A 22721-nucleotide genomic window follows, 5' to 3' on the forward strand; every position below is an offset into this window, starting at 1 on the left:
CGATGATGCGCTGGGTCGAGGAGGGCGAGAACCTCCGCGAGCTGGCCGCGCGGACGTTCGACGGCGCCGGCTCCTGGGGCAACGGCGGCGCCATGCGGGTCGCGCCGCTCGGCGCGTGGTTCGCAGGCGACCCTGCCCGGGCGGCGGCCGAGGCCGAGGCCTCCGCGCTGGTCACCCACACCCACCCGGAGGGCGTGGCCGGCACCGTCGCGACCGCGGTCGCCGCGGCGGCCGAGCCGGCCGCGATGTACGACGAGGTCCTCCGGCACACCCCGGCCGGCCAGGTGCGGGACGGCATCGAGGCCGCGGCGGAGATGCCGGACGCGTCACCGGCGGAGGCCGCCGTGCAGCTGGGCAACGGCAGCGCCTTGAGCGCCCCGGACACCGTGCCGCTGGCACTGTGGGTGGTCGCCCGTCACCCGAACGATTACGCGGCGGCCCTCCGGACGGTCGCCCCGGTCGCGTGGGACACCGACACCGTGTGCGCGATCGCCGGCGGCATCATCGCCGGCCGGGTCGGCGAGGACGGCATCCCGCCGGAGTGGCGCCGGTCGACCGAGCCGCTGCCCGACTGGGTGGTGCGATGAAGGACGCGTTCATCGCATCCCGGGTGTGACGGCGGCCCAGTCCAGGGTCACCTCGCCCAGGCGCCACCGGCGGCGGGTGTCGCGCACCGGCCAGTCGGTCTTCAGCAGTGCGACCGTCTCGACCCAGCGGGCGCGGGGGCCGAAGTTGGCGAACGGCGCGGCGTGCGCCCAGCAGCGGTCCAGCGCGGTGAACAGGGCGTGCACGCGTTCACCCGGCACGTTCCGGTGGATGAGCGCCTTCGGCAGCCGTTCGGCCAGGTCCGAGGGCTGGTCGAGGTCGGCCGGCCGGCAGGCCAACGTGAGGGTCGAAGGGCCGGTCGCGTCGAGGGTGACCCAGCAGCAGCGCCGGCCCAGCTCGTCACACGTGCCCTCGACCAGCAGCCCACCCGGCGCGAGCCGCGAGGTCATGGTGGTCCAGGCACCCGCCACCTCGGCCTCGGCGTACTGCCGCAGCACGTTGAACGCCCGCACCAGCACCGGCCGCGTGCCGGCCAGCTCGAACCCGCCCCGGTGAAACGCCAACCGCGGCGGATCGGCGGCCGGTGCCGCCGCGTCCACCCGCTCCTGGTCGATCTCCAGCCCGAGTACCCGCACGTCCGGCCGGATCGACGCGAGCCGCCGGGCCAGCTCGACCGTCGTGACGGGCGTCGCGCCGTAGCCGAGGTCCACGACCAGCGGGTCGGCCGCGTCGGCGAGGACCTTCGCCACCCACGGCGTGCCGGTGAGCCAGCGGTCCGACCGGCGCAGCCGGTTCGGGTTGGTGGTGCCGCGGGTCGGGTTGCCGAGCGGCTTCGCCGAGCGAACACCGGCCACGGTCAGGCGTGCTCGGCCAGCCACTTCTCGGCGTACTCCGCCTCGGTCGCGAGCAGCTTGGTGACCTGCTCGGCGACCACCTTCTCGATCTTGCCGCCGATCAGCGGGATGCCGACCTTGACCTCCGCGTCGACCACCTGCTCCGTCCCGTCGCCCTTGGGGACGAGCCGGCTCGCGAACCTGATCTCGGCCGGGACGCCGTTGATCGTGGCCCTGCCGGTCGACTCACGGCCACGCCAGTGCTCCTCCCGCTCGACGACCAGGTCGCCGGACAGGATCGAGCGCACCGCGCCGGGCAGGTGCCGGGCGTCGACGCCCTGGCGGAGGCGGATGTCGGCGCCGTCGTCGCTGGTCCGGTGGTCGAGCAGCGCGGCGCCCTTACCGCCGATGTCCCGCAGGCGAGCGGTGAGGAACGCCTCGTCGACGAGTGTCGCGTGGACGGTGCCGACGGGCGCGGGGAAGGTCGCGCGGTGCTCGAAGCGGCTGGGCATGAACGGGAGGTTACCGTTGGTCTCCATGACGAGCCTCCCCCTCGCCGCGGTGCCACTCTCCGGGTACACGACCCTGCGGGTCGGCGGCCCTGCCACCCGGTTCGTGTCGGCCGAGTCCGCGGAGGAGGTCGTGACCGCGGTCCGGGCCGCCGCCGCCGACGACCTGCTGGTGCTCGGTGGCGGCTCCAACCTGGTGATCTCGGACACGGGCTTCACCGGCACCGTCGTGCGGGTCGCCAACCGCGGCGGCAAGATCGACTCGCTGGGCGAGGGCCGCGTGGCCCTGACCGTCGAGGCCGGCGAGGACTGGGACGCGGTCGTCCGGCAGACCGTCGAGGCGGGCCTTGGCGGGCTGGAGTGCCTGTCCGGCATCCCCGGCTCGGTCGGCGCGACGCCCGTGCAGAACGTCGGTGCCTACGGCGTCGAGATCAGCCAGCTGCTGATCTCGGTGGACCTGCTGGACCGCGCGTCCGGCGAGGTCCGCACCCTGGCCGCGGCCGAGCTGGCGCTGGGCTACCGGACGAGCATGCTCAAGAACACCGAACGCGCGGTCGTGCTCCGGGTGCGGTTCGAGCTGGCGGACGGCGGCCTGTCCGCGCCGATCCGCTACACCGAGCTGGCGCGGGTGCTCGGCGTGCGGCAGGGCAGGCAGGTGCCGGCCGCGGACGCACGGGCCGCGGTGCTGGAGCTGCGCCGCGGCAAGGGCATGGTCCTCGACCCGGACGACCACGACACGTGGAGCGTCGGCTCGTTCTTCACCAACCCGATCGTCACGCAGGCGGAGCTGCCCGCGGTCCTGGCGCGGATCGCCTCGGTGGTGGGTGAGGGCACCCCGGTGCCCCAGTACCCCGCGGGCGTCGGCACGTCGAAGCTGTCGGCGGCGTGGCTCATCGAACGCGCCGGCTTCGCGAAGGGATACCCGGGCGACACCGCGCCGGCCGCCCTGTCCAGCAAGCACACCCTGGCCCTCACGAACCGCGGCTCCGCCACCACCGACGACGTCCTCACCCTGGCCCGGGAGATCCGCGACGGCGTGCACACGAGGTTCGGCGTGACCCTGCAGCCGGAACCGGTGCTGGTGGGCTGCGTGCTCTAGAAGTCCAGGTCAAGCTCCTCTTCGGACGGCACGTCGAACATCACGGACGCACACCGTTCGTTCCAGTCCTGTCCGTGCCACGCGAGATTCTCCGCAACCTGCTCCGCGAACACCGTGGCCTCACCCGCGCGGCAGGAGTGCGTACAGCACCGGAGGGAGCCCTGCCACCACTGTCGCCACCGCAACAAGTACGCGGGCGGGTAGCCCGGTGCCGGCCACTTCACTCGTCGGAGCCGCGGGCGGCCCACAGGTTGAACGCCACGCCGATCGCGAGGGCCGCCGACGCCAGCAGCACGTACGCCGGCACCCAGCGCGCGATCACCGCGACCAGCGTCACCACGCAGAGGATCGCGAAGGCGCCCGCGGTCAGCGCGGACACGGCGCTGGGTGGCCGGCGCACGCCCCTACTCCCGGTGCACCCGCGACGCCGATGCCTGGGCGCGCGGCTTCATGACGATCTGGTCCAGGTTCACGTGCGGGGGCCGGGTCACCGCGAACGCCACGACCTCGGCCACGTCGTCCGCGGTCAGCGGGGTCAGTCCGTCGTACACCCCGGCCGCCCGCTCGGCGTCGCCGTCGAAGCGGACCAGGGAGAACTCCGTCTCGACCAGACCGGGTGCCACCTCCGTGAACCGCACCGGCTCGCCGAGCAGTTCGCCGCGCAGCGTCCGGTGCAGTGCCGACTGCGCGTGCTTCGCGCTCGTGTAGCCGGCGCCGTTGTCATAAACCTCATACGCCGCGACGGACGTGATCGTCACCACGTGCCCGTCGCCGGAATCGACCAAAGCGGGCAGGAGCGCCTTGGTCATGCGCAGTGTGCCGAGGACGTTCGTCTCCCACATCCCGCGCCAGTGGTCCTCGTCCGCGGACGCGACCGGCGCGAGGCCGAGGGCGCCGCCGGCGTTGTTCACCAGCACCCGGCACGGGCCCGCTGCCTCGACGAACGCCGAAACCGACGCGGGATCCGTCACGTCGAGCTGGAGGGCCACGCCGTCGATCGCGGCGGCCAGTTCGGTGAGCCGGTCGAGCCGTCGCGCGCCCACCACCACCCGGAAACCGGCCTTCGCCAGGTGTCTGGCGGTGGCGGCGCCGATGCCCGAGCTCGCTCCGGTAACAATCGCTGTGCCGAGGTTGTTCACCCCTTAAGCATCCACGCTTCGGGGTAACCAACCCGATGGAGCGGTTTCGCGTGACCACAGTCACACTTTCAGGGGCACATCCTTGACGGCCGTGGGGCGTCCTTATTCGCAGAGGGACTAAGTCAGTCGGAGGTTTGAACGGTGAGATCCGGACGGCGGTTGATGGGCGCGGCGACGACAGTGGTCGCCGCCATCGCCTTGCTCACGTCCTGCACGTCGAGCGAGGGTGGGAGCGCGAACCCCGTCGACAAGAAGGAAATGCCGGCCAAGATCGCCTTCGCGCCCGCGGACGGCGCGAAGGACGTGGCGGTGACCGACCCAGTCAAGATCACCGCGTCCGGCGGTGAGCTGACCGCGGCCACCGTGACGAACCCGGAGGGCCAGCCGATCAAGGGCCAGCTCGCCGCGGACAAGAAGAGCTGGACCAGCGCCGAGGTCCTCGGCTACGGCAAGACCTACAGCTACACGGCCACGGCCAAGAACCCGAAGGGCAAGGAGAGCACCCAGAAGGGCTCCTTCTCCACGCTGACCCCTGGCTCGACGCCCCGCGCGACGATCAACCCCAGCGACAACGCGACGGTCGGCGTCGGCATGCCGGTCAGCGTCAAGTTCCCCGAGGGCGGCCCGGCCAAGGAGGAACGGGCAGCCGTCGAGAAGGCGCTGAAGATCGAGACGTCCCAGCCCGTCGAGGGCTCGTGGGCGTGGATCAGCAAGAGCCAGGTCGACTGGCGGCCCAAGGAGTACTGGCCGGCGAACACGCAGGTCAAGGTCACCGCGAACCTGTACGGCCTGTCCTACGGCGGCGGCGCCTACGGCAAGGCGGACCTGACGACGAGCTTCACCGTCGGCCGCAACCAGGTCGTGAAGATCCACACGCCGGACCACGTCATGAACGTCTACCGCGACGGCCAGCTCACCGCGAGCTACCCGTCCAGCAACGGCCTCGACGGCGACCCGGACCGCACCACGCCCAACGGCACGGTCATCGTGATGGAGAAGGACCCGATCGGCGACTTCTCCAACCCGAAGTACGGGTACACGAACGTGATGAAGAAGTGGGCCGTGCGCATCTCCAACCACGGCGAGTTCATCCACGAGAACAACGACAACGCCGCCAACATCGGCAAGAAGAACAGCTCACACGGCTGCGTCAACCTGCTGGAGACCGACGCCAAGGCCTACTTCGACAGCGCCTTGATCGGCGACCCCGTGGAGATCACCGGCTCGGTGGCCAACTACCCGACCACCTCGGACGTGTTCGACTGGCTCATCTCCTGGGACCAGTGGAAGTCCATGTCGGCGCTGACCTGACAGCAGCGGAGGAGCCTCCCGCCGGACTGACCGAAGAGCGGGCTCGGGAGCCAGGGACGAGCGACGAGCCCGCGATGGGGGAAGGGGGCGCCAGGCGGATGAGCGCAGCGGCCCAGTCGGTCCAGCACCACCTCCGTGGCGCCGAGGGCGTGCGGATCGCGGTGCGCGCCCTCGGCGACCCGCAGTCGCTGCCGATCGTGTTCGTGCACGGCTGGGCGTCGTCCAGCCGTGCCTGGACCGAGCAGCTGACGGACCTGGACCTGGCCGCGCGGCACCGGCTCATCGCCGTCGACCTGCGCGGCCACGGCGCGTCGGACGTGCCGCTGACCGGCTACGACCGGGCGTCGGCCTGGGCCGACGACATCGCCGCCGTGCTCGCCTTCGCCGGTGCGCCCGCGGTGCTCGTCGGCTGGTCGTACGGCGGCCTGGTCATCACCGACTACCTGCGTGAACGCGGCACCGCCGGGGTCGCCGGCCTGGTGCTGGTCGGCGCGCTCACCGAGCTGGGCCGCGGCCATCCCGGCGGCGCGGTGGGCAGCGCCTGGGACGGCATCATGCGTGCGGTCCTGTCCGAGGACCCGGACGAGGCCGTGCCCGCGCTGACCACGCTCGCGAAGCGGATGGCCGCCACGCCACGACCAGGTGCGGAGATCCAGCGGCAGGTCGGCGAGATGCTCGCGGTGCCGCCGAACGTCCGGAAAGCCCTGTTCCGGCGGGATGTGGCGAGCGCGGACGTGCTGGCGGCGGTCGACGTGCCCACCCTGGTCGTGCACGGGACCGACGACACGGTGGTGGACCCGAGTAGCGCGAGGTACTCGGCCGGGAAGATTCCGGGCGCCGTCGTGCGTTGGTTCTCATCGACAGGACACATGCCGTTCACAGAAAGTCGCGAGGAGTTCACCGCGGCCCTGATCGAGTTCGCGGGGTCGATCACCACCAACTGAGTCGGGGGTCGATGTGTCGGTCCGAGATGGATCCGTCGTGAGGCTGCGCAGGCTGCCCAGGCGGGTGGCTGTGCTGTCCCTGCACACGTCGCCGCTGGAGCAACCGGGCACCGGCGACGCGGGCGGCATGAACGTCTACATCACCCAGACCGCGACGAGGATGGCCAGGCAGGGCGTCGCCGTCGAGGTGTTCACCCGCGCCACGTCCTCCGACCTGCCGCCGACCGCCGAGCTGGCGCCCGGCGTGCTGGTTCGGCACGTGACCGCGGGGCCGTACGAGGTGCTGGCCCGCGACGAGCTCCCCGCGCAGCTGTGCCCGTTCACCGCCGGTGTGCTGCGGGCCGAGGCGCGGCACGAGCCGGGCTACTACGACCTCGTGCACTCGCACTACTGGCTGTCCGGCCAGGTCGGCTTCCTGGTGCGGGACCGCTGGGGCGTGCCGCTGGTGCACTCGGCGCACACCCTGGCCAGGGTCAAGAACGCGGCGCTCGCCGAGGGTGACACCCCCGAGCCGCGGCTGCGGGAGATCGGCGAGCAGCAGGTGGTCGACGAGGCCGACCAGCTCATCGCGAACACCAACGTGGAGGCCGCGCAGCTCAGCGACCTGTACGGCGCGCCGGCTGACAAGGTGGTCACGATCGCGCCGGGCGTGGACCTCGACCTGTTCCGGCCGGGTTCGCGGGCGGTGGCCCGGCAGGCGCTCGGCATCTCTCCGGACGCCGTGGTCCTGGCGTTCGTCGGCCGGATCCAGCCGCTGAAGGCGCCGGACGTGCTGCTGCGGGCGGCCGCCGAGATGCTCGCGCGGGGCGCGGTCGACCGGTCGCGACTGGTCGTCGTGGTCGTCGGCGGGCCGTCCGGGACCGGGCTCGAGGCGCCGACCGCGTTGCAGGAGCTGGCCGCGTCCCTCGGCATCGCCGACGTCGTCCGGTTCCTGCCGCCGCGCCGGGGCAAGGCGCTGCGGGACGTGTACCGGGCCGCGGACCTGGTGGCCGTGCCGAGCCACAACGAGTCGTTCGGGCTGGTCGCGCTGGAGGCGCAGGCGTGCGGCACGCCGGTGGTCGCGGCCGCCGTCGGCGGCTTGCCGGTAGCGGTGGCGGACGGCCGGTCCGGGCTGCTGGTCGCCGGTCACCGGGCGGGGACGTGGGCGTCCGCGCTGGTCTCGGCGCTGCGGTCGCGCGCGCTGCTGTCACCGGGCGCCGTCGCGCACGCGCGGGAGTTCTCGTGGGACCGCACGACTGGCGCGCTGATCTCGGGGTATGCCGACGCCGCGAGCGCGTTCCGGCGTGCGGTGTTCGACTCGGAGGTGGCGGTGTGAGCGGAGCTTGCGGAGCGAACCACGGGCACCACGCCGACGAACGACGTCACCGAGCCTGCGAGGGAACGTCGTGAGCGGCGTGAGCGGAGCTTGCGGAGCGAACCATGGGGGCCGCGCTGACGAACGGTGTCACCGAGCCTGCGAGGGAACGGCGTGAGCGGCGTGAGCGGAGCTTGCGGAGCGAACCATGGGGGTCGCGCCGACGAACGGTGTCACCGAGCCTGCGAGGGGGCATCGTGAGCGGCGTGACGGTTGGGCAGGTCATCGAGGACTTCCTCGTCGAGCGGGAGTTGAAGTTCACCTCGCCGGGCACGGGCCGGTACTTCGTGACGCTGCCGGGGACGAAGAAGCTGCAGACCAACACCTGGCTGCGGGTGACGCCGCACGCGCTGGAGGTCGAGGCGTTCGTGTGTCGCCGCCCCGACGAGGCGTTCGAGGACGTGTACCGGTTCATGCTGCGTCGCAACGCGCGGTTGTACGGGGTGGCGTACACGATCGACCAGCTGGGAGACGTCTACCTCGTCGGCCGGGTCTCGCTGGAGGCGGTGACGCCCGACGAGCTGGACCGGCTGCTGGGCCAGGTCCTGGAGGCGGCGGACGGCGACTTCAACACGTTGCTGGAGATCGGGTTCGCGACGTCGATCAGGCGGGAGTACGACTGGCGCGTGTCCCGCGGGGAGTCCCTGGCGAACCTGAAGGCGTTCGAGCACATGCTGACGCCGTCGCAGGAGGTGTGATCACCCAGACTGTATGCAAACGGGTTCGCGGAGCGGCTTGGGCGAGGGGGGAGTCGCGATCCCAAGCCGCCCCGCGTTTAGGTTCCCGCCGCGTCGGAGCCCTGAGCGGGGGGCACCCTGGGTGTTCCGGGCGGGGTACGGCTCGGCAGGGGAGACGAGCCGTACTGCTGCCCTCTCGGATCAGGGAGTGCGTGGGAGCTGATCCGCAAGGGCTTCGTCAACCTGTCAGAGATCGGGCGGTTACACAAGGCCACTGTTCAATCCGCACAGTGGTAATTGCGTTCCGTAGGTAACGATTAGGATACGACCCTTACTTCAAACGTCACGATAGCGTTGTTTGGAGCACTCAGCTTGCCCCGAACGGGTGGCCACGAAGGTGGTCGCCGATTGCGGGCTTGCCGAATCTGGCAGGCTGCTCAGCATGTCTGGATCGATTTCGGTCGGAACCCTGATCCTGCTCCGCCACGGCGAGAGCGTGTGGAACGCGGAGAACCTGTTCACGGGCTGGGTCGACGTCCCGCTGTCGGCGAAGGGTGAGGCAGAGGCCCGCCGCGGCGGTGAGTTGCTTCGTGAGACCGGCCTGCTGCCCGACGTCGTGCACACGTCGGTGCTGCGGCGCGCCATCGCGACGGCGAACATCGCACTGGACGTCGCGGACCGCCACTGGATCCCGGTGAAGCGCGACTGGCGCCTGAACGAGCGCCACTACGGCGCGCTGCAGGGCAAGAACAAGAAGCAGACACTGGAAGAGTTCGGCGAGGAGCAGTTCATGCTCTGGCGCCGTTCGTACGACACCCCGCCCCCGCCCATCGAGCCGGGCTCGGAGTTCTCCCAGGACGGCGACCCCCGCTACGCGGGCGGCGAGACGCCCCGAACCGAGTGTCTGAAGGACGTCGTGGCGCGGATGCTCCCGTACTGGGAGTCCGCGGTGGTCCCGGACCTGCACGCGGGCCGGACCGTACTCCTGGCCGCCCACGGCAATTCGCTACGCGCCCTGGTGAAATACCTGGACCGAATCTCCGACGACGCGATCGCGAACCTGAACATCCCGACGGGCATCCCCCTGCGCTACGACCTGAACGAGAACCTGGAACCGATTACTCCCGGCGGCACCTACCTGGACCCGGCAGAAGCCGAGAAAGCCGCCGCCGCGGTGGCGAACCAGGGCCGCTGACCTGCTCGCTTGTGGTTATCCACAGGTTGCCTGCTTTATCCACAGGAAGAATCCACAACCTCGGGGTTGTGGATTCTTCCCGGTAGACCGGGATCGGCCCCCGGGGGATCGGCGCTCGTCTCAGCCACTTTCGCCAAGGGGTTCCGCCGCTACCTCGGCCACCGGGGGCTCGGGTCGCTTCAGCCTCTACGCACAGGGGGCCAGATCCGCCTCTGCCACGTGCGTTGAGGCCGGGCTCACTCCGCCAACGTCCACGCGCCGAAACGTCAGATCAGGCCCAGGTCGCGGGCGCGGGCGCCGGCCTGGAAGCGGGACTCGGCGCCCAGTGCGGACATCAGCTCCGCGACGCGCCGCCGGTACGTGCGCACGCCGAGCCCGAGCGTCCGGGCCGCGGTCTCGTCCTTGCAGCCCGACGCCAGCAACTCCAGCACCCGAGGCGCCAGCGAGGCCAGTTCCGCGTGCTGCGCGTCGTACACGTCGAGGTCGATGCCCGTGCGCCAGGCCGCCTCGAACAACGACATGACGTTCTGCACCACCGCCGCCTCGGTCACGACGCCGTAGCCCCGCCGGCCGTCGTGCAGGTCGCCGGCCAGGATGGCGAAGCGGCGGTCGATGATGATCGTCTCGTTGAGGTCGTCGGTGGTGATGCGGACCTCGGCGTCGGGTGTGGCGGCCACGGTTCGCAGGTGTTGTGCCGTCGACGGGTTCAGCAGCACGCCCGGTCGGTACAGCTTCCGCACGCGTGGCTTCGACACCTGGTCCACACCGGCTCGTGGCCGGCTCGCCGCCCAGGTGTTCAGGTCCCGCGCCGCGCAGGCGATCTCGCTGGCCGTCGCGAACAGGTGGGCGGTCCTGTTGAACAGCTCCTCCTCGTCGTGGAGGACGGGCACCTGGTCGAGGCTCATGGTTCCAGTGTTCCCGAGCCGCGTGTCCGCCGCCAAGGTCGGCAAGAATCGGCAAGAAGTTGCCAAAACGAGCGGGCGTCCCGGGCCGGAACCAAGGTGGGGGTCATGACGAACGCAAGCGCGGCCGGCACCTGGAAGCTCGGCGACCACACCGTCAACCGCCTCGGTTTCGGGGCCATGCGGCTCATGGCCAGGGCCGACGGGTCGCCCAGTGACCGCGGCACGGCCGTCCAGGTCCTCCAGAAGGCCGTCGAGCTGGGTGTCAACCACATCGACACCGCCGCCTTCTACTTCTCCGCCCGCCGCTCCGCCAACGAGCTGATCAACACCGCGCTGAACCCCTACCCGGACGACCTGGTCATCACCACCAAGGTCGGCCCGGGCCGCGACCCGGCCGGCAACTGGGTGTCGGCGCGGACGAAGGACGAGCTGCGCGGACAGGTCGAGGAGAACATCCGCCAGCTCGGCCTCGACCGCCTCGAGGTCGTCAACCTGCGCATCGGTGAGGCGCTCGACCGTGGCACGGGTGCGCTCAGGGAGCGGTTCGAGGCGCTCGCCGAACTCCAGCAGGAGGGTCTCATTCGGCATCTCGGGATCTCCAACATCGGCCCGGAGCACCTGGCGGAGGCGCTCGACATCGCGCCGGTGGTGTGCGTCCAGAACCAGTACGGACTCACCACGCGCCGCGAGGACGACGCGCTCATCGAGCTGTGCGCGGAGCACGACGTCGCTTTCGTCCCGTTCTTCGCGATCGCGGCCAGTGTGCCCGGCGCGTCGCCCTCCGGGGCCGCCGACGAGACCGGCACGGACGTGGTCGCTGAGATCGCCAAGGCACACGACGCCACGCCCGCACAGGTCAGGCTCGCGTGGACGCTCCACAAGGGACCGAACGTCCTCGCCATCCCCGGCACCGGCAACCCGGCCCACCTCGAGGAGAACGTGGCGGCGGCGGGCCTGCGCCTGACCGAGGAGGACCTGTCCCAGTTGGACACGATCGGGTGAACGGGGCCTTGCGGCAGGACGAACAACGCCGCTGTCAGGTGTCGGGACAATCACCTCTGGCCGTGGCGGACTGGTCGACACCACCCCTGACCTGCTTACGATTCGCCCGTGACCGACTTGGTCTGGACTTTCCTGACAGCCGGTGCACTGGTCGTCGGCCTCCTCGCCGGCGCGGGAATCGCCAGGGCACGACATCGGGCCGCGGCGCAGCCACCGGCCGGCCCGACCATCTCGGTGCTGCTCCAGCGGCTCGTCTTCTCCTCGCACAACGCGATCGTCATCCTCAACCAGTTCGGCGACGTCGTGCAGCACAACCGGCGCGCCGAGGAGTTGGGTGTCGTCCGCAACCGGCGCGTCGACGGCCTCACCAAGAAGGCCGCCGAGCTGGCCAAGGAGACCGGTGAGCCGGTCGAGATCGAGCTGCGGCCGCAGGAACGCTCCTTCGGCCGCGGCCCGGAGGCTGTGCGTGGCGAGATCCGCCCGCTCGGCGACGGCTTCCTGGCCGTGGACGCGGCCGACGAGTCCGAGGCGGTCCGCCTGGAGGCCACCCGCCGCGACTTCGTCGCCAACGTCAGCCACGAGCTGAAGACCCCGGTCGGCGCGATGGCGCTGCTGGCCGAGGCCGTGCTGGACGCGGCGGACGACCCCCAGGCCGTCCGCCGCTTCACCACGAAGATCCTCCACGAGGCCACCCGCCTCGGCACGCTCGTCACCGAGCTGATCGCGCTGTCCCGCCTCCAGGGCGCCGAACGGCTGCCCGAGCTGAACGCCGTGGACGTCGACGCCGTCATTCGGGACGCACTGGGCCGGGCGAAGCTGGCGGCCGAGAACACCGGCATCGACATCGCCACGGACGGCGACACCGCCCTGCTCGTCGAGGGAGACCGGACCCTGCTGGTCACCGCGCTCGCGAACCTCCTCGAGAACGCCGTCGCGTACTCCCAGCCGGGCAGCCCGGTCTCCATCAGCCGCCGCCGCGTCGGCGACTTCGTCGAGATCTCCGTCACCGACCGGGGCATCGGCATCCCGGAGGAGGAGCAGCAACGCGTCTTCGAGCGGTTCTACCGGCTCGACAAGGCCCGTTCGCGGGCCACCGGCGGCACCGGTCTGGGGCTCGCCATCGTCAAGCACGTCGCCGCCAACCACGGCGGCGAGGTCAAGCTGTGGAGCCGCCCGGGCACCGGGTCCACGTTCACGCTGCGCATCCCCGCCCATCCCAACTCCAACGGTGTCAACAGCACAGGAGGCAAGCAGTGACCAGGGTGCTGATCGTCGAGGACGAGGAGTCGTTCGCCGACCCGCTCGCCTTCCTGCTGCGCAAGGAGGGCTTCACGGCCGCCGTCGCGAGCACGGGCCAGCAGGCGCTGGAGGAGTTCGACCGCAACGGCGCGGACATCGTGCTGCTGGACCTGATGCTGCCGGGGATGAGCGGCACGGACGTGTGCAGGGCGCTGCGCCAGCGCTCGGCGGTGCCGGTGATCATGGTCACGGCACGGGACAGCGAGATCGACAAGGTCGTCGGCCTGGAGATCGGCGCGGACGACTACGTGACCAAGCCGTACTCGGCGCGCGAGCTGATCGCGCGGGTGCGTGCGGTGCTGCGCCGCGGCGGCGAGTCCCCGGACGGCGAGTTGCCGCAGGTGCTGGCCGCCGGTCCGGTCCGCATGGACGTCGAGCGGCACGTGGTGACCGTCGGCGGCACCGAGGTTCCCCTCCCGCTGAAGGAGTTCGACCTGCTCGAGTACCTTCTCCGCAACGTCGGCCGGGTGCTCACCCGCGGGCAGCTGATCGACCGCGTGTGGGGCGCGGACTACGTCGGCGACACCAAGACGCTGGACGTCCACGTCAAGCGGCTGCGGTCCAAGATCGAACCCGACCCGGCCTCCCCCCGGCACCTGGTGACCGTGCGTGGCCTGGGATACAAGTTCGAATCGTGACGGAAACCCTTCCCTAACCGCGACCTACAGGTAACCTTTCGCCCCGTGCGCCTTGGGGTCTTGGACGTGGGGTCCAACACCGTTCACCTTCTCGTGGTGGACGCGCATCGGGGCGCGCACCCGATGCCGGCCAGCTCGCGTCGTACCGTGCTGCGCCTGGCCGAGCGGCTGACTGATGCCGGCGACCTCTCCGAGGAGGGCGTCGCCGATCTGGTCGACACGGTCGCCGACGCCAAGAAGACGGCGGCCAGGCTGGGTTGCGAGGACCTCATGGCCTTCGCGACCTCGGCCGTCCGCGACTGCGGCAACGTGACCGACGTCCTGGCAAGGGTCCTCGACGAGACCGGTGTCGAGCTGAAGGTGCTCACCGGCAAGGACGAGGCGAAGCTCACCTTCCTCGCCGCCCGCCGGTGGCTCGGCTGGTCCGCCGGCCGGCTGCTCGTGCTCGACATCGGCGGCGGCTCCCTGGAGCTCGCGGTCGGCATCGACGAGGCGCCCGACTACGCCAAGTCGGTACCGCTCGGCGCGGGCCGGATCAGGCGGGAGCGGTTCCGCGGCGACCCGCCGACCCGGACCGAGGTCGCCGAGACCGCGGCGTGGCTCGCCGACCAGCTCGCGCCGGTCGCCAAGAAGCTCGGCAAGCACGGCGAGCCGGACCGCGTGGTGGGCACGTCGAAGACGTTCCGAACCCTCGCGCGGCTGACCGGAGCGGCACCGTCCGCGGCCGGGCCGAGGGTGCGGCGGGTGCTGACCGAGCCGGGGTTGCGGCAGCTCACCGCGTTCATCTCCAGGATGAGCGCCGCCGACCTGGCCGAACTGGAGGGGGTCAGCGCGAGCCGTGCGCACCAGCTCGTCGCGGGCGCGCTGGTGGCGCAGGCCACACTGCGTGCGCTGGACCTGCCGGAGCTGGAGATCTGTCCATGGGCGCTGCGTGAGGGAGTCATCCTGCGGCGGCTCGACCAGGCTGACGGGGAGGAGCCGTGATGCTCATCATGGTGCTCGGAGCGAACTCCACCGGAGGCCATCCATAATGTGGTCTGCAGGTTGCGAGTATGAGAGCCCTTCGGGCGTCGCCGCTGGACGAAACGGCTGGCGCCGGGCACGGTGGAGTCGATGAGTCACGAAGGCGGACCGGAGCAGCCCCAGCGCACAGTCGCTGAGTTGCTCGCGAAGTACGGCGCGGAGTCGGGTGAACGACCCCGGCGCCGTCGTCGGCGTGCGGACGACATGACCGACACCGGCGCCCAGCAGATCATCGACCGGGTGCTGTCCGAGTCGGGTGAGATGCAGGCCATCAGCGACGACATGCCGCCGCCGGAGCGCACGTCGCACCGCAGGGGCGGCGAACGGACCGAGTACCAGCCGCGCCGGCCGCAGCCGGGGCAGCAGTCCTCGCAGCGCCTGCCGAGGCCGCTGCCACCCGCAGTACCGCCCCACGCCGCCCCGTCCCAACAGCTTCCCCGGCCGCAGCCCGGTCCGTCCCCGCTCCCCGGGCCCGGCCCGGGCCAGCAGTCGTCCGCCCGGATGCCGGGTATCTCGCGGCAGGTCGAGCCGACCACGCCGGTACGCGGCGGCACGCCGCCGCCCCGGCCGGCGCCCGCACCCGCCCCGCCCCACGCCACACCTTCGCAGCAGCTGCCGCGCCCGCAGCCGTCCCAGCGCATCCAGCCCGGCGCCCCGCCCCGGCCCGTGCCGCCGGGGGGCACGCGGGACCGCTCGGGCATCCGTTCGCGGCTGGACGGCGACATGGCCCCACCCCTCCCCGCGCCGCAGACACCCATGGGCGCCCAGTCGGCGGAGACCACCGAGGAGCTGCCGAGGGTGCCACCGCGCATCCCGGTGGACGGCTCGATGTCCGGTCGCCGCCCGGTCTCGCCCGGGGACGTCCCGACGCAGTACGCGCCGGCGTACGACCCGTACGGGAACCAGCCGGAGGAGGGCGACTACGGCAACGCGTACCCGGCGGCCGACCCGGACGAGCGGTACGACACCGGCGAGCGGTACGACACGGGTGAGCAGCGCTACGACTCGGCCGAGTACGACAACCTGCTCGACGACGACGTGCGCCGCGGCCTGGACGACGACGACCTCGACGAGCTGGAGGACCTCGAGGACGACGACCTCGACGCCGACCGCGGGCGCTCGCCGGTGCGCGAGTGGGTGATCATGTTCGCCCAGCTCGCGCTCGGCGTCGTCGGCGGCGCCGCCGTGTGGCTCGGGTTCAACTGGCTGTGGGGCTTCCTGCCGGCGGCCGCACTGGTCGTGGCGCTGGTCGTGACCACCGGGCTGGTGCTGATCGTCCGCAAGATCCGCCGCGCCGAGGACCTGCAGACCACCGTGCTGGCCGTGCTGGTGGGCCTGGTCGTGACCGTGTCGCCGGCGGCGCTGCTGCTGCTGAACCGCTGACGTGACCGTTCGCGTCGGGCTGTCGACCGCTTCCGTGTGGCCACGCACGGCGTCCTCGGCGTTCGAGGCGGCGGCCACGCTCGGCTACGACGGCGTCGAGGTGATGGTCTGGGCCGACCCGATCAGTCAGGACCCGGTGGCGCTGAAGCGGCGGTCGCGGCAGTTCGGGGTGCCGGTCATGGCCGTGCACGCGCCGTGCCTGCTGATCACGCAGCGGGTGTGGTCGCCGCTGCCGGAGGAGCGGTTGCGCCGCTCGGTGGAGGCCGCGGTGGACCTGGGCGCGCCGACCGTGGTGATCCACCCGCCGTTCCGCTGGCAGCGCCGCTACGCCGAGGGCTTCGCCGACCTCGTGGCGGAGCTGGAGGACAAGTCCGGCATCGCCATCGCCGTGGAGAACATGTTCCCGGTGCGCCGTTTCGGCCGCGTGGTGACGGCGTTCGACCCGTCGATCGACCCGACGGACGTCGGCTACCGCAACTACACCCTCGACCTGTCCCACACTGCCACGGCCGGCGAGGACGCACTGGCACTGCGCCGGCGCATGGGCGACGCCCTGCGCCACGTCCACCTGGCCGACGGCACCGGCCTCCCCCGCGACGAGCACCTCGCCCCGGGCCGGGGCACCCAACCCTGCGCAGAGATCTGCGAGTCAGTGACGAACTTCACCGGCCAGGTGGTCGTCGAGATCAGCACCCGAAGAGCCCGCACCGGCACCGAACGAACCAAGGCGCTGGCCGAGTCCCTCCTCTTCGCCCGCCTCCACCTGGGCCAGTAACCGCGAGTCCAACGCCCGGAACCCGTGTGTCCAACACGCACGACCGGTGAGTTCGACATTCGCGATCGTCGTCCAGGACCCAACCGCGAGCCGTGGGCCGTAGAGTCCCGTTCCGTGCACCCGTTACGCAGCCTCATCCTGGCCGCGGCCGGCAACGACGTGATCCGTCGGCTGGTCGCGACCGCCCCGGTGAGCCGGGACGTCGTCCGGCGGTTCGTGGCCGGCGAGACCACCGCCGACGCGCTGGCGGTCACCAGGAGACTCGTCGACCAGGGACTGACCGTCACCCTCGACTACCTCGGCGAGGACACCACCGACAAGGCGCTGGCCGAGCAGACCGTCCAGGCCTACCTCGACCTGCTCGACGGCCTGCGGCGCGAAGGGCTGGCCAAGCACGCCGAGGTCAGCGTCAAGCTGTCGGCCGTGGGCCAGGCGCTCGACGAGCGGCTCGCGGTGGAGAACGCCGGCCGCATCTGCACCCGCGCCGAGCAGACCGGCACCACGGTGACCCTCGACATGGAGGACCACTCCACCACCGACTCGACCCTGCGGGTGCTGGCCGACCTGCGCACGACCTGGCCGTGGGTCGGCGCGGTGTTGCAGGCCTACCTGCACCGCACCGAGCTGGACTCCGCCCGCCTCGCGACGGACGGCTCACGCGTGCGCCTGTGCAAGGGCGCCTACGCCGAGCCGCCGGAGGTCGCCTTCGCCGACCCGCACCAGGTCGACCTCAGCTACGTGCGCTGTGCCAACATCCTCCTGCGCGGCGACGGCTTCCCCATGTTCGCCACGCACGACCCGCGCCTCGTCGAGATCCTCGACACCCGCGCGGAGGCGCTGGGCAGGAAGCCCGGCGCCTTCGAGTTCCAGATGCTGTACGGCATCAGACCGGAGGAGCAGCTGCGGCTGGCCGGCCGCGGCCACACCGTGCGCGTCTACGTCCCCTACGGGGTGCAGTGGTATGGCTATCTGATGCGCAGACTGGCGGAGCGGCCCGCCAACACCGCGTTCTTCTTGCGTGCCTTGCTATCCCGCAAATGATCAAGTTTCTCAAGGCACACTCTGATCAAGCTCCCGAGAACGTGGCAGGGTAATAATCATGAGCAGTCTTGCGGGTCACGGCGACGCGCGCGCCGGGCACGGTTCGGCCGGCCCTTTCATGACCGCGTCACGCGTGCGCTCGCTCGGCGACGGCACGTTCGCCGCCACGCTGTCCAGCCCGTGGACCATCGCAGGCAAGCCACACGGCGGCTTCCTGGTGGCCCTGCTGGCGCGTGCCGGGGTCGCGGCGGCCGGGGGCGGTGCGCCGGCCGCGGACCCGCTCACGGTCAGCGCGCACTTCCTGCGTGCGCCGGAGCTGGGACCGGTCCTGCTGCGCACCGAGGTGCGCAAGAACGGGCGCCAGACCACGGTCGTCGGCGTGCAGCTGGAGCAACGCGGGCAGTCCTGTGTCGAGGGCGTGGTGACGACCGGCAGGCTGCCTCGTGAGCGCGCCGTGTGGTCCGAGCTGCCCAACATCCCGGCCGAACCCCCGGGGAACGCCCTGGACATGGCGTCGCTGCCGATGGCGTCGGCGTTCCGCCTGACCGAGAGCTGCGACGTCCGCCTGGACCCGAACGGCGCCGGCTTCCTGCACGGCCAGACGAACGACCCCCCGCGGCTGCGCCTGTGGGCGCGCCCGCGCAGCGAGCAGGTGGACCCGTTCTTCGCCCTGCTCGTGGGCGACGTCGCACCCCCGGTGACGTTCAACCTCGGCCGCTTCGGCTGGTCCCCCACGGTCCAGCTCACCGCGCTGCTCCGCTCCCGCCCCGCCCCCGGCTGGCTACGCATGCAGGTCGACTGCAAGGCCGTCCACGGCCCCTGGTTCGACGCGGACGCGACCGTCGTCGACTCCACCGGGCGCCTCGTCTGCCAGGCCCGTCAGCTGGCCCTGTCGGCCAAGCCCTAGCCGTTCTCGCTCCGGTCGTGCGGCAGGCCGTCCACCACCGCCTTGGCCTGGGCCAGGCCAAGGCCCGTCTCCTCGCGGACGAGCTTCACCGCGTGGACGATCTGCCCGCTCGCCACCAGTTCCCGGGCGCGGGACAGGGTCTCCTCGCTCACGTCCCGCAGCACCACCGGTGGGTGGGACGGCCGTCGCCGGACGGTCATGGCGACCGCCAGCGTGAGCAGGACGCCGAGGAAGAATCCCAGGATGAACGCGGTACCGGAGGACATGCCTGGAGACGCTAGCGTGGGACGCTGTCCCGCATGACAGATTCCATCGCGGTGCTCGGGGCCGGGAAGATTGGCGAGGCGCTCCTCTCCGGGCTGCTCACCGGCGGTCGCCGGGTCGACGACCTCATGTTCACCGAACGGCACCCGGAGCGGGCCGCTGAGCTGACCGCCCGCTACGGCATCCGCACCGTGGACGTCGCCACCGCGGCCGAGGAGGCCGGGGTCCTGGTCGTGGCGGTCAAGCCGCAGGACATCGAGCCGCTGCTGGACGAGCTGGCGCCGCACGTCGACCGCGACACGCTCGTCGTCTCGTTGTGCGCGGGGCTGCCGACCTCGCTGTACGAGCGGCGGCTCAACGACGGCGTGCCCGTGGTGCGTGTCATGCCCAACACGCCCATGGTCGTCGGGGAGGCCATGTCGGCCATCTCACCCGGGCGGCACGCGACCAACGACCACCTCGCCGTCGTCGAGGAGGTCCTGTCGGTCGTCGGGATGGTCGTGCGGGTGCCCGAGTCGCAGCAGGACGCCGTCACGGCGCTGTCCGGCTCCGGGCCGGCCTACTTCTTCTACCTGGTCGAGGCCATGATCGACGCCGGGATCCTGCTCGGCCTGCCGCGGGCGGTTGCCGAGAAGCTGATCATCCAGTCGGCCGTCGGCGCCGCCACGATGCTGTCGAAGACCGGGGAGCACCCCGTCATCCTCCGGGAGGCCGTCACCTCGCCCGCCGGCACGACGATCATGGCGATCCGGGAGCTGGAGAAGCACGGCGTGCGAGCGGCCCTGCTGGCCGCCATCGAGGCCGCGCGGGACCGCTCCCAGGAGCTGGGCCAGGCGCACGAGCCGAGATGATCGAAATTTCGGGGCGTGGGCCATCGCATCAGTCACACCAGTCCCGCTAGTCTCGGGAGAAGCACGTGCGTGTCGATACCGTCGGTGGGGAAGCCGGCGGCGCGACACGTGTCGAAGGACGCGGTGAGCATGCCGGCGAACAAGAAAGAACCGGAGCCACCTGGTCTCGCACAGGTGCAGTTCCTGACCGTGGCCGAGGTGGCCACCATGATGCGAGTTTCGAAGATGACCGTGTACCGCCTGGTGCACAACGGTGAGCTGCCCGCGGTGCGGGTCGGCAAGTCGTTCCGGGTACCGGAGCAGGCGGTGCACGACTACCTGCGTAGCGCCTATTTCGACGCCGGCTGAGGAGCCGGTGCCGAGCGTCCCATGACGCCCAGGTAATCTTGATGCCCGTTGCCTGGTGTCATGGGCGCGTCCGTGACCGGACCTGGTCGAGATGGTCGCTGCCGTTCCAGGTAGAACCGACCACCGACTGAAGCAGAGGTACCGCATGGGCTCGGTCATCAAGAAGCGCCGCAAGCGCATGTCCAAGAAGAAGCACCGGAAGCTCCTTCGCAAGACCCGCGTGCAGCGTCGCAAGCTGAAGAAGTAACAAGGTGGCGGTGGATGTTGGGCCAGATGAGTGACATCCACCTACACATTGTGTGACCTGCGTTAACTACTCGTTGCCAGCGACGGATCGATCACGATTCCGAGGTAGAGTTGCGAGCGTTCCGCGACAGATGCTAAAAGCGCGGATTTCTCGTTTCCCACCATCGGAGTCGCATGGTGTCCAAGGTCGTCCTCGTCACGGGGGTCGCCGACCAGCTCGGTGGCCAGCTCGCCGCACAGCTGGCGGCCGATCCGTCCATTGACCGGGTGCTGGGCGTGGACACCACGCCGCCGGCCGTGGACGACACGCGCGTCGAGTTCGTGCGCGCGGACCTCCGCGGGTCGACGATCGCCAGGGTGATCGACGACGCGCAGGTCGACACGGTGGTGCACGCCGCGGCCCCGGCCCAGTGCCGGGCCGGCGCGGGCGGCCATCAGGGAGCTCAACCTCATCGGCACGATGCGGCTCCTGTCCGCCTGCCAGCGGGCGCGGAGCGTGCGCAAGCTGGTCGTGAAGTCCACTGCGGAGGTGTACGGCGCGAGCGCGAGCTCACCCGCCGTGTTCACCGAGCAGGACGCGCCGGAGCAAGGGCACGCCGACGCGGTCGAGGTCGAGGGCTACGTCCGCGGCTTCGCCCGGCGCCGGCCGGACGTCGCGCTGACCGTCATCCGGCTGGCCGACGTCATCGGTCCGCGCGTGCACAACGCGCTGACCAGGTACTTCTCGCTGCCCGTCGTGCCGACCGTGCTCGGCTTCGACGCGCGTGTGCAGCTGTTTGCACGTCAACGACGCGCTGGCGGTGCTGAGGCGCGCCGCCACCCACGACCTGCCCGGTGTCTACAACGCGGGCGGGGACGGGGTGCTCACGCTGTCCCAGGCCGTCCGCCGTGCCGGCCGCGTCCCCCTGCCCGTGCCGCGGGCCGCCATCGGCTTCGGCACGCGCCTGGCCGGCGGCGGGGTAGAGCTGTCCTCCGGCCAGGCCAGGCTGCTCAACTACGGCCGGGTCATCGACACGACCCGGTTGAAGACCACGTTCGGGTTCACGCCGAAGTGGACTACGTCCGCCGCGTTCGACGACTACGTCCGCGGCCGCTGAACCCAGAAAAGAGCACAGTGCCTGTTCAGGAAGCTGACGTCATCACGCTGCGCCCGCGAGTGCCCGAGGCACCCGCGCGGCCATCGCGCCGCCTCGCTTCGGTGACCGAGCTGCGACCCCGTCCGGAGCCGCTGACCAGCAAGATCGCCGGCTTCGTCCGCGACCGCCTCACCGGCGAGTACCCGGTCGACGAGTTCGGTTTCGACCCCCAGCTGACCGACGCGGTGATCCTGCCGCCGCTGCGGCTGATCTACGAGAAGTGGTTCCGCGTCGAGGTCACGGGTGCGGCCAACCTCCCGCTTTCCGGCGGCGCGCTGGTCGTGGCCAACCACTCCGGTACGTTGCCGTGGGACGCGGTCATGACCGCGATCGCCGTCCACGACAACCACCCGCGGGGCAAGCACCTGCGCATGCTGGGCGCCGACCTGGTGTTCAAGGTGCCGGTGCTGAACACGCTCGCCCGCCGGACCGGCCAGACCCTCGCCTGCAACGCCGACGCCGAGCGCCTGCTGGCGTCCGGTGAGCTGGTCGGCGTGTGGCCCGAGGGCTTCAAGGGCATCGGCAAGCCGTTCGGCAAGCGCTACCAGCTCCAGCGGTTCGGCCGGGGCGGCTTCGCGCGGACGGCCATGCGGGCCGGCGTGCCGATCATCCCGTGCTCGATCGTCGGCGCAGAGGAGATCTACCCGAAGATCGCCGACCTCAAGCCGCTGGCCAAGCTGCTGGGCCTGCCGTACTTCCCGATCACCCCGTTCTTCCCGCTGCTCGGCCCGCTCGGCGCGGTCCCGCTGCCGACCAAGTGGCGCATCGACTTCGGCGAGCCGATCCGCACGGACCTGGCGAGCCCGGACGCGGTCGAGGACCACGAGGTCGCCCTGGAGACCGGCGAGCACGTCCGCGCCACGATCCAGGAGACCCTGGACAGCATGGTGGCCGAACGGGAGTCGGTCTTCGGCGGTCAGTAGGGCCAGTCGGGGTCGCGCTCACGTAGTTGGCGGCGTTGCTCCGACTCGATGCCGTTGCGCCGCCCGTACGTGAAGCCGACAGCCAGACAGATGACCGCTACCAGCACGATCAGGATCCCGGTCATCACATTGCCTTCTTCCGGTAGGCGAGTCCGGCGACGACGGCGCCGGCCAACGCGCCGGCGCCGAGCACCGACGGCACCCCGATCTTGGCGGCCTTGCGGCCCGTGCGGAAGTCGCGGATCTCCCAGCCGCGCCGCCGCGCGGCCTCGCGGAGCGTCCCGTCCGGGTTGACCGCGACCGCGGTGCCGACCACCGACAGCATGGGCACGTCGTTGGCCGAGTCCGAGTAGGCCGTGCAGCGCCGCAGGTC

General features: G+C 71.2%; 27 protein-coding genes and 1 pseudogene. 20 read left to right on the plus strand and 8 right to left on the minus strand.

Annotated features, from left to right (window positions below):
* Nucleotides 1–587: ADP-ribosylglycohydrolase family protein (locus tag ACJ73U_RS08100; RefSeq protein ID WP_407776916.1), on the plus strand; the 587-nt coding region annotated here is incomplete at its 5' end.
* A 9-nt stretch (nt 588–596) separates the two neighbouring features.
* Here the strand turns inward: ACJ73U_RS08100 and ACJ73U_RS08105 are convergent.
* Together ACJ73U_RS08105 and ACJ73U_RS08110 are read right to left on the minus strand one after the other, a co-directional pair.
* Nucleotides 597–1424, minus strand: coding sequence for a class I SAM-dependent methyltransferase (locus tag ACJ73U_RS08105; protein ID WP_407776917.1), 828 nt, complete (start codon nt 1422–1424; stop codon nt 597–599).
* Nucleotides 1403–1918 (minus strand): DUF2505 domain-containing protein, encoded by a 516-nt coding sequence (locus ACJ73U_RS08110; RefSeq protein WP_407776918.1) that lies wholly within the window; start codon nt 1916–1918, stop codon nt 1403–1405. Before ACJ73U_RS08110 ends, ACJ73U_RS08105 begins: the two co-directional genes overlap by 22 nt.
* Between ACJ73U_RS08110 and ACJ73U_RS08115 the strand changes: the two genes are divergently transcribed.
* Nucleotides 1917–2987: a UDP-N-acetylmuramate dehydrogenase gene (locus tag ACJ73U_RS08115; RefSeq protein ID WP_407776919.1), complete on the plus strand. Its 1071-nt coding sequence runs from the start codon at nt 1917–1919 to the stop codon at nt 2985–2987. The two genes, ACJ73U_RS08110 and ACJ73U_RS08115, sit on opposite strands and share 2 nt — an antisense overlap.
* A gap of 220 nt (nt 2988–3207) precedes the next feature.
* On the opposite strand, the gene ACJ73U_RS08120 is transcribed toward ACJ73U_RS08115, so the two are convergent.
* Both ACJ73U_RS08120 and ACJ73U_RS08125 read right to left on the minus strand, forming a co-directional pair.
* Complete coding sequence (locus tag ACJ73U_RS08120; protein WP_407776920.1) at nt 3208–3387, minus strand: hypothetical protein; 180 nt, start codon at nt 3385–3387, stop codon at nt 3208–3210.
* Nucleotides 3388–3391: 4 nt separating this feature from the next.
* The gene (locus ACJ73U_RS08125; protein WP_407776921.1) at nt 3392–4126 is read right to left on the minus strand and encodes an SDR family NAD(P)-dependent oxidoreductase; all 735 of its coding nucleotides are present in this window, start codon (nt 4124–4126) and stop codon (nt 3392–3394) included.
* 162 nt (nt 4127–4288) lie between these two features.
* Between ACJ73U_RS08125 and ACJ73U_RS08130 the strand changes: the two genes are divergently transcribed.
* The 5 genes from ACJ73U_RS08130 to ACJ73U_RS08150 all read left to right on the plus strand — a co-directional run bounded on the left by ACJ73U_RS08130 (nt 4289) and on the right by ACJ73U_RS08150 (nt 9607).
* Entirely contained in the window at nt 4289–5437 is a 1149-nt protein-coding gene (locus ACJ73U_RS08130) for an Ig-like domain-containing protein (protein WP_407776939.1), read from the plus strand.
* A 98-nt stretch (nt 5438–5535) separates the two neighbouring features.
* On the plus strand, nt 5536–6381 hold the full coding sequence (locus tag ACJ73U_RS08135; protein ID WP_407776922.1) for an alpha/beta fold hydrolase: 846 nt from the start codon (nt 5536–5538) through the stop codon (nt 6379–6381).
* Between the two features lie 37 nt (nt 6382–6418).
* Nucleotides 6419–7696 (plus strand): D-inositol-3-phosphate glycosyltransferase, encoded by a 1278-nt coding sequence (mshA, locus tag ACJ73U_RS08140; RefSeq protein ID WP_407776923.1) that lies wholly within the window; start codon nt 6419–6421, stop codon nt 7694–7696.
* 263 nt (nt 7697–7959) lie between these two features.
* Nucleotides 7960–8433: a YbjN domain-containing protein gene (locus ACJ73U_RS08145; RefSeq protein WP_407776940.1), complete on the plus strand. Its 474-nt coding sequence runs from the start codon at nt 7960–7962 to the stop codon at nt 8431–8433.
* Between the two features lie 421 nt (nt 8434–8854).
* The gene (locus ACJ73U_RS08150; protein ID WP_407776924.1) at nt 8855–9607 is read left to right on the plus strand and encodes a phosphoglyceromutase; all 753 of its coding nucleotides are present in this window, start codon (nt 8855–8857) and stop codon (nt 9605–9607) included.
* A 266-nt stretch (nt 9608–9873) separates the two neighbouring features.
* Here ACJ73U_RS08150 and ACJ73U_RS08155 read toward each other — a convergent pair whose 3' ends face one another.
* The gene (locus ACJ73U_RS08155) at nt 9874–10512 is read right to left on the minus strand and encodes a DNA-binding response regulator (RefSeq protein ID WP_407776925.1); all 639 of its coding nucleotides are present in this window, start codon (nt 10510–10512) and stop codon (nt 9874–9876) included.
* Between the two features lie 105 nt (nt 10513–10617).
* Between ACJ73U_RS08155 and ACJ73U_RS08160 the strand changes: the two genes are divergently transcribed.
* The 8 genes from ACJ73U_RS08160 to ACJ73U_RS08195 all read left to right on the plus strand — a co-directional run bounded on the left by ACJ73U_RS08160 (nt 10618) and on the right by ACJ73U_RS08195 (nt 18580).
* Nucleotides 10618–11514 carry an oxidoreductase gene (locus ACJ73U_RS08160; RefSeq protein WP_407776926.1) on the plus strand — a complete coding sequence of 299 codons (897 nt, stop codon included), beginning with the start codon at nt 10618–10620 and terminating at the stop codon, nt 11512–11514.
* A gap of 108 nt (nt 11515–11622) precedes the next feature.
* The gene (locus ACJ73U_RS08165; protein WP_407776927.1) at nt 11623–12771 is read left to right on the plus strand and encodes a sensor histidine kinase; all 1149 of its coding nucleotides are present in this window, start codon (nt 11623–11625) and stop codon (nt 12769–12771) included.
* Nucleotides 12768–13451: a response regulator gene (locus ACJ73U_RS08170; protein ID WP_407776928.1), complete on the plus strand. Its 684-nt coding sequence runs from the start codon at nt 12768–12770 to the stop codon at nt 13449–13451. The genes ACJ73U_RS08165 and ACJ73U_RS08170 overlap by 4 nt, the downstream gene beginning before the upstream one ends.
* Before the next feature lie 45 nt (nt 13452–13496).
* Nucleotides 13497–14435: a Ppx/GppA phosphatase family protein gene (locus tag ACJ73U_RS08175; protein WP_407776929.1), complete on the plus strand. Its 939-nt coding sequence runs from the start codon at nt 13497–13499 to the stop codon at nt 14433–14435.
* Nucleotides 14436–14564: 129 nt separating this feature from the next.
* The gene (locus tag ACJ73U_RS08180; RefSeq protein WP_407776930.1) at nt 14565–15857 is read left to right on the plus strand and encodes a hypothetical protein; all 1293 of its coding nucleotides are present in this window, start codon (nt 14565–14567) and stop codon (nt 15855–15857) included.
* A 1-nt stretch (nt 15858) separates the two neighbouring features.
* Nucleotides 15859–16632 carry a sugar phosphate isomerase/epimerase family protein gene (locus tag ACJ73U_RS08185; RefSeq protein ID WP_407776931.1) on the plus strand — a complete coding sequence of 258 codons (774 nt, stop codon included), beginning with the start codon at nt 15859–15861 and terminating at the stop codon, nt 16630–16632.
* 114 nt (nt 16633–16746) lie between these two features.
* Entirely contained in the window at nt 16747–17673 is a 927-nt protein-coding gene (locus tag ACJ73U_RS08190) for a proline dehydrogenase family protein (RefSeq protein WP_407776932.1), read from the plus strand.
* 58 nt (nt 17674–17731) lie between these two features.
* Nucleotides 17732–18580 (plus strand): thioesterase family protein, encoded by an 849-nt coding sequence (locus ACJ73U_RS08195; RefSeq protein WP_407776933.1) that lies wholly within the window; start codon nt 17732–17734, stop codon nt 18578–18580.
* Here ACJ73U_RS08195 and ACJ73U_RS08200 read toward each other — a convergent pair.
* Complete coding sequence (locus tag ACJ73U_RS08200; protein WP_407776934.1) at nt 18577–18846, minus strand: ribosomal protein L7/L12; 270 nt, start codon at nt 18844–18846, stop codon at nt 18577–18579. The genes ACJ73U_RS08195 and ACJ73U_RS08200 overlap by 4 nt on opposite strands.
* A 33-nt stretch (nt 18847–18879) precedes the next feature.
* Between ACJ73U_RS08200 and proC the strand changes: the two genes are divergently transcribed.
* From proC to ACJ73U_RS08225, 5 genes and pseudogenes are all read left to right on the plus strand, one after another.
* Nucleotides 18880–19695 carry a pyrroline-5-carboxylate reductase gene (proC, locus tag ACJ73U_RS08205; RefSeq protein ID WP_407776935.1) on the plus strand — a complete coding sequence of 272 codons (816 nt, stop codon included), beginning with the start codon at nt 18880–18882 and terminating at the stop codon, nt 19693–19695.
* Nucleotides 19696–19824: 129 nt separating this feature from the next.
* Entirely contained in the window at nt 19825–20043 is a 219-nt protein-coding gene (locus ACJ73U_RS08210) for a helix-turn-helix domain-containing protein (RefSeq protein ID WP_330843419.1), read from the plus strand.
* A gap of 145 nt (nt 20044–20188) precedes the next feature.
* On the plus strand, nt 20189–20290 hold the full coding sequence (locus tag ACJ73U_RS08215; RefSeq protein WP_018684825.1) for a 30S ribosomal protein bS22: 102 nt from the start codon (nt 20189–20191) through the stop codon (nt 20288–20290).
* Nucleotides 20291–20463: 173 nt separating this feature from the next.
* Nucleotides 20464–21386 (plus strand): annotated as a pseudogene (locus ACJ73U_RS08220) (NAD-dependent epimerase/dehydratase family protein).
* 101 nt (nt 21387–21487) lie between these two features.
* A complete protein-coding gene (locus ACJ73U_RS08225) occupies nt 21488–22348 on the plus strand; it encodes a lysophospholipid acyltransferase family protein (protein ID WP_407776936.1) in 861 nt (286 codons plus the stop codon).
* Here ACJ73U_RS08225 and ACJ73U_RS08230 read toward each other — a convergent pair.
* Complete coding sequence (locus tag ACJ73U_RS08230; RefSeq protein ID WP_407776937.1) at nt 22342–22473, minus strand: hypothetical protein; 132 nt, start codon at nt 22471–22473, stop codon at nt 22342–22344. The two genes, ACJ73U_RS08225 and ACJ73U_RS08230, sit on opposite strands and share 7 nt — an antisense overlap.
* On the minus strand, nt 22473–22721 hold a 249-nt coding region (locus tag ACJ73U_RS08235), incomplete at its 5' end, for an HAD family hydrolase (protein WP_407776938.1). The genes ACJ73U_RS08235 and ACJ73U_RS08230, both read right to left, overlap by 1 nt.

The organism is Actinophytocola sp. (genome assembly GCF_045807065.1).
Taxonomy (GTDB): Bacteria; Actinomycetota; Actinomycetes; order Mycobacteriales; family Pseudonocardiaceae; genus Actinophytocola.

Coding starts and splice junctions, on each gene's coding strand:
- ACJ73U_RS08115 (WP_407776919.1), top strand. CDS start 1,917: ATGACGAGCCTCCCCCTCGCCGCGGTGCCACTCTCCGGGTACACGACC.
- ACJ73U_RS08110 (WP_407776918.1), bottom strand. CDS start 1,918: ATGGAGACCAACGGTAACCTCCCGTTCATGCCCAGCCGCTTCGAGCAC.
- ACJ73U_RS08130 (WP_407776939.1), top strand. CDS start 4,289: ATGGGCGCGGCGACGACAGTGGTCGCCGCCATCGCCTTGCTCACGTCC.
- ACJ73U_RS08135 (WP_407776922.1), top strand. CDS start 5,536: ATGAGCGCAGCGGCCCAGTCGGTCCAGCACCACCTCCGTGGCGCCGAG.
- ACJ73U_RS08150 (WP_407776924.1), top strand. CDS start 8,855: ATGTCTGGATCGATTTCGGTCGGAACCCTGATCCTGCTCCGCCACGGC.
- ACJ73U_RS08155 (WP_407776925.1), bottom strand. CDS start 10,512: ATGAGCCTCGACCAGGTGCCCGTCCTCCACGACGAGGAGGAGCTGTTC.
- ACJ73U_RS08160 (WP_407776926.1), top strand. CDS start 10,618: ATGACGAACGCAAGCGCGGCCGGCACCTGGAAGCTCGGCGACCACACC.
- ACJ73U_RS08180 (WP_407776930.1), top strand. CDS start 14,565: ATGAGTCACGAAGGCGGACCGGAGCAGCCCCAGCGCACAGTCGCTGAG.
- ACJ73U_RS08195 (WP_407776933.1), top strand. CDS start 17,732: ATGAGCAGTCTTGCGGGTCACGGCGACGCGCGCGCCGGGCACGGTTCG.
- ACJ73U_RS08200 (WP_407776934.1), bottom strand. CDS start 18,846: ATGTCCTCCGGTACCGCGTTCATCCTGGGATTCTTCCTCGGCGTCCTG.
- proC (WP_407776935.1), top strand. CDS start 18,880: ATGACAGATTCCATCGCGGTGCTCGGGGCCGGGAAGATTGGCGAGGCG.
- ACJ73U_RS08210 (WP_330843419.1), top strand. CDS start 19,825: ATGCCGGCGAACAAGAAAGAACCGGAGCCACCTGGTCTCGCACAGGTG.
- ACJ73U_RS08215 (WP_018684825.1), top strand. CDS start 20,189: ATGGGCTCGGTCATCAAGAAGCGCCGCAAGCGCATGTCCAAGAAGAAG.
- ACJ73U_RS08230 (WP_407776937.1), bottom strand. CDS start 22,473: ATGACCGGGATCCTGATCGTGCTGGTAGCGGTCATCTGTCTGGCTGTC.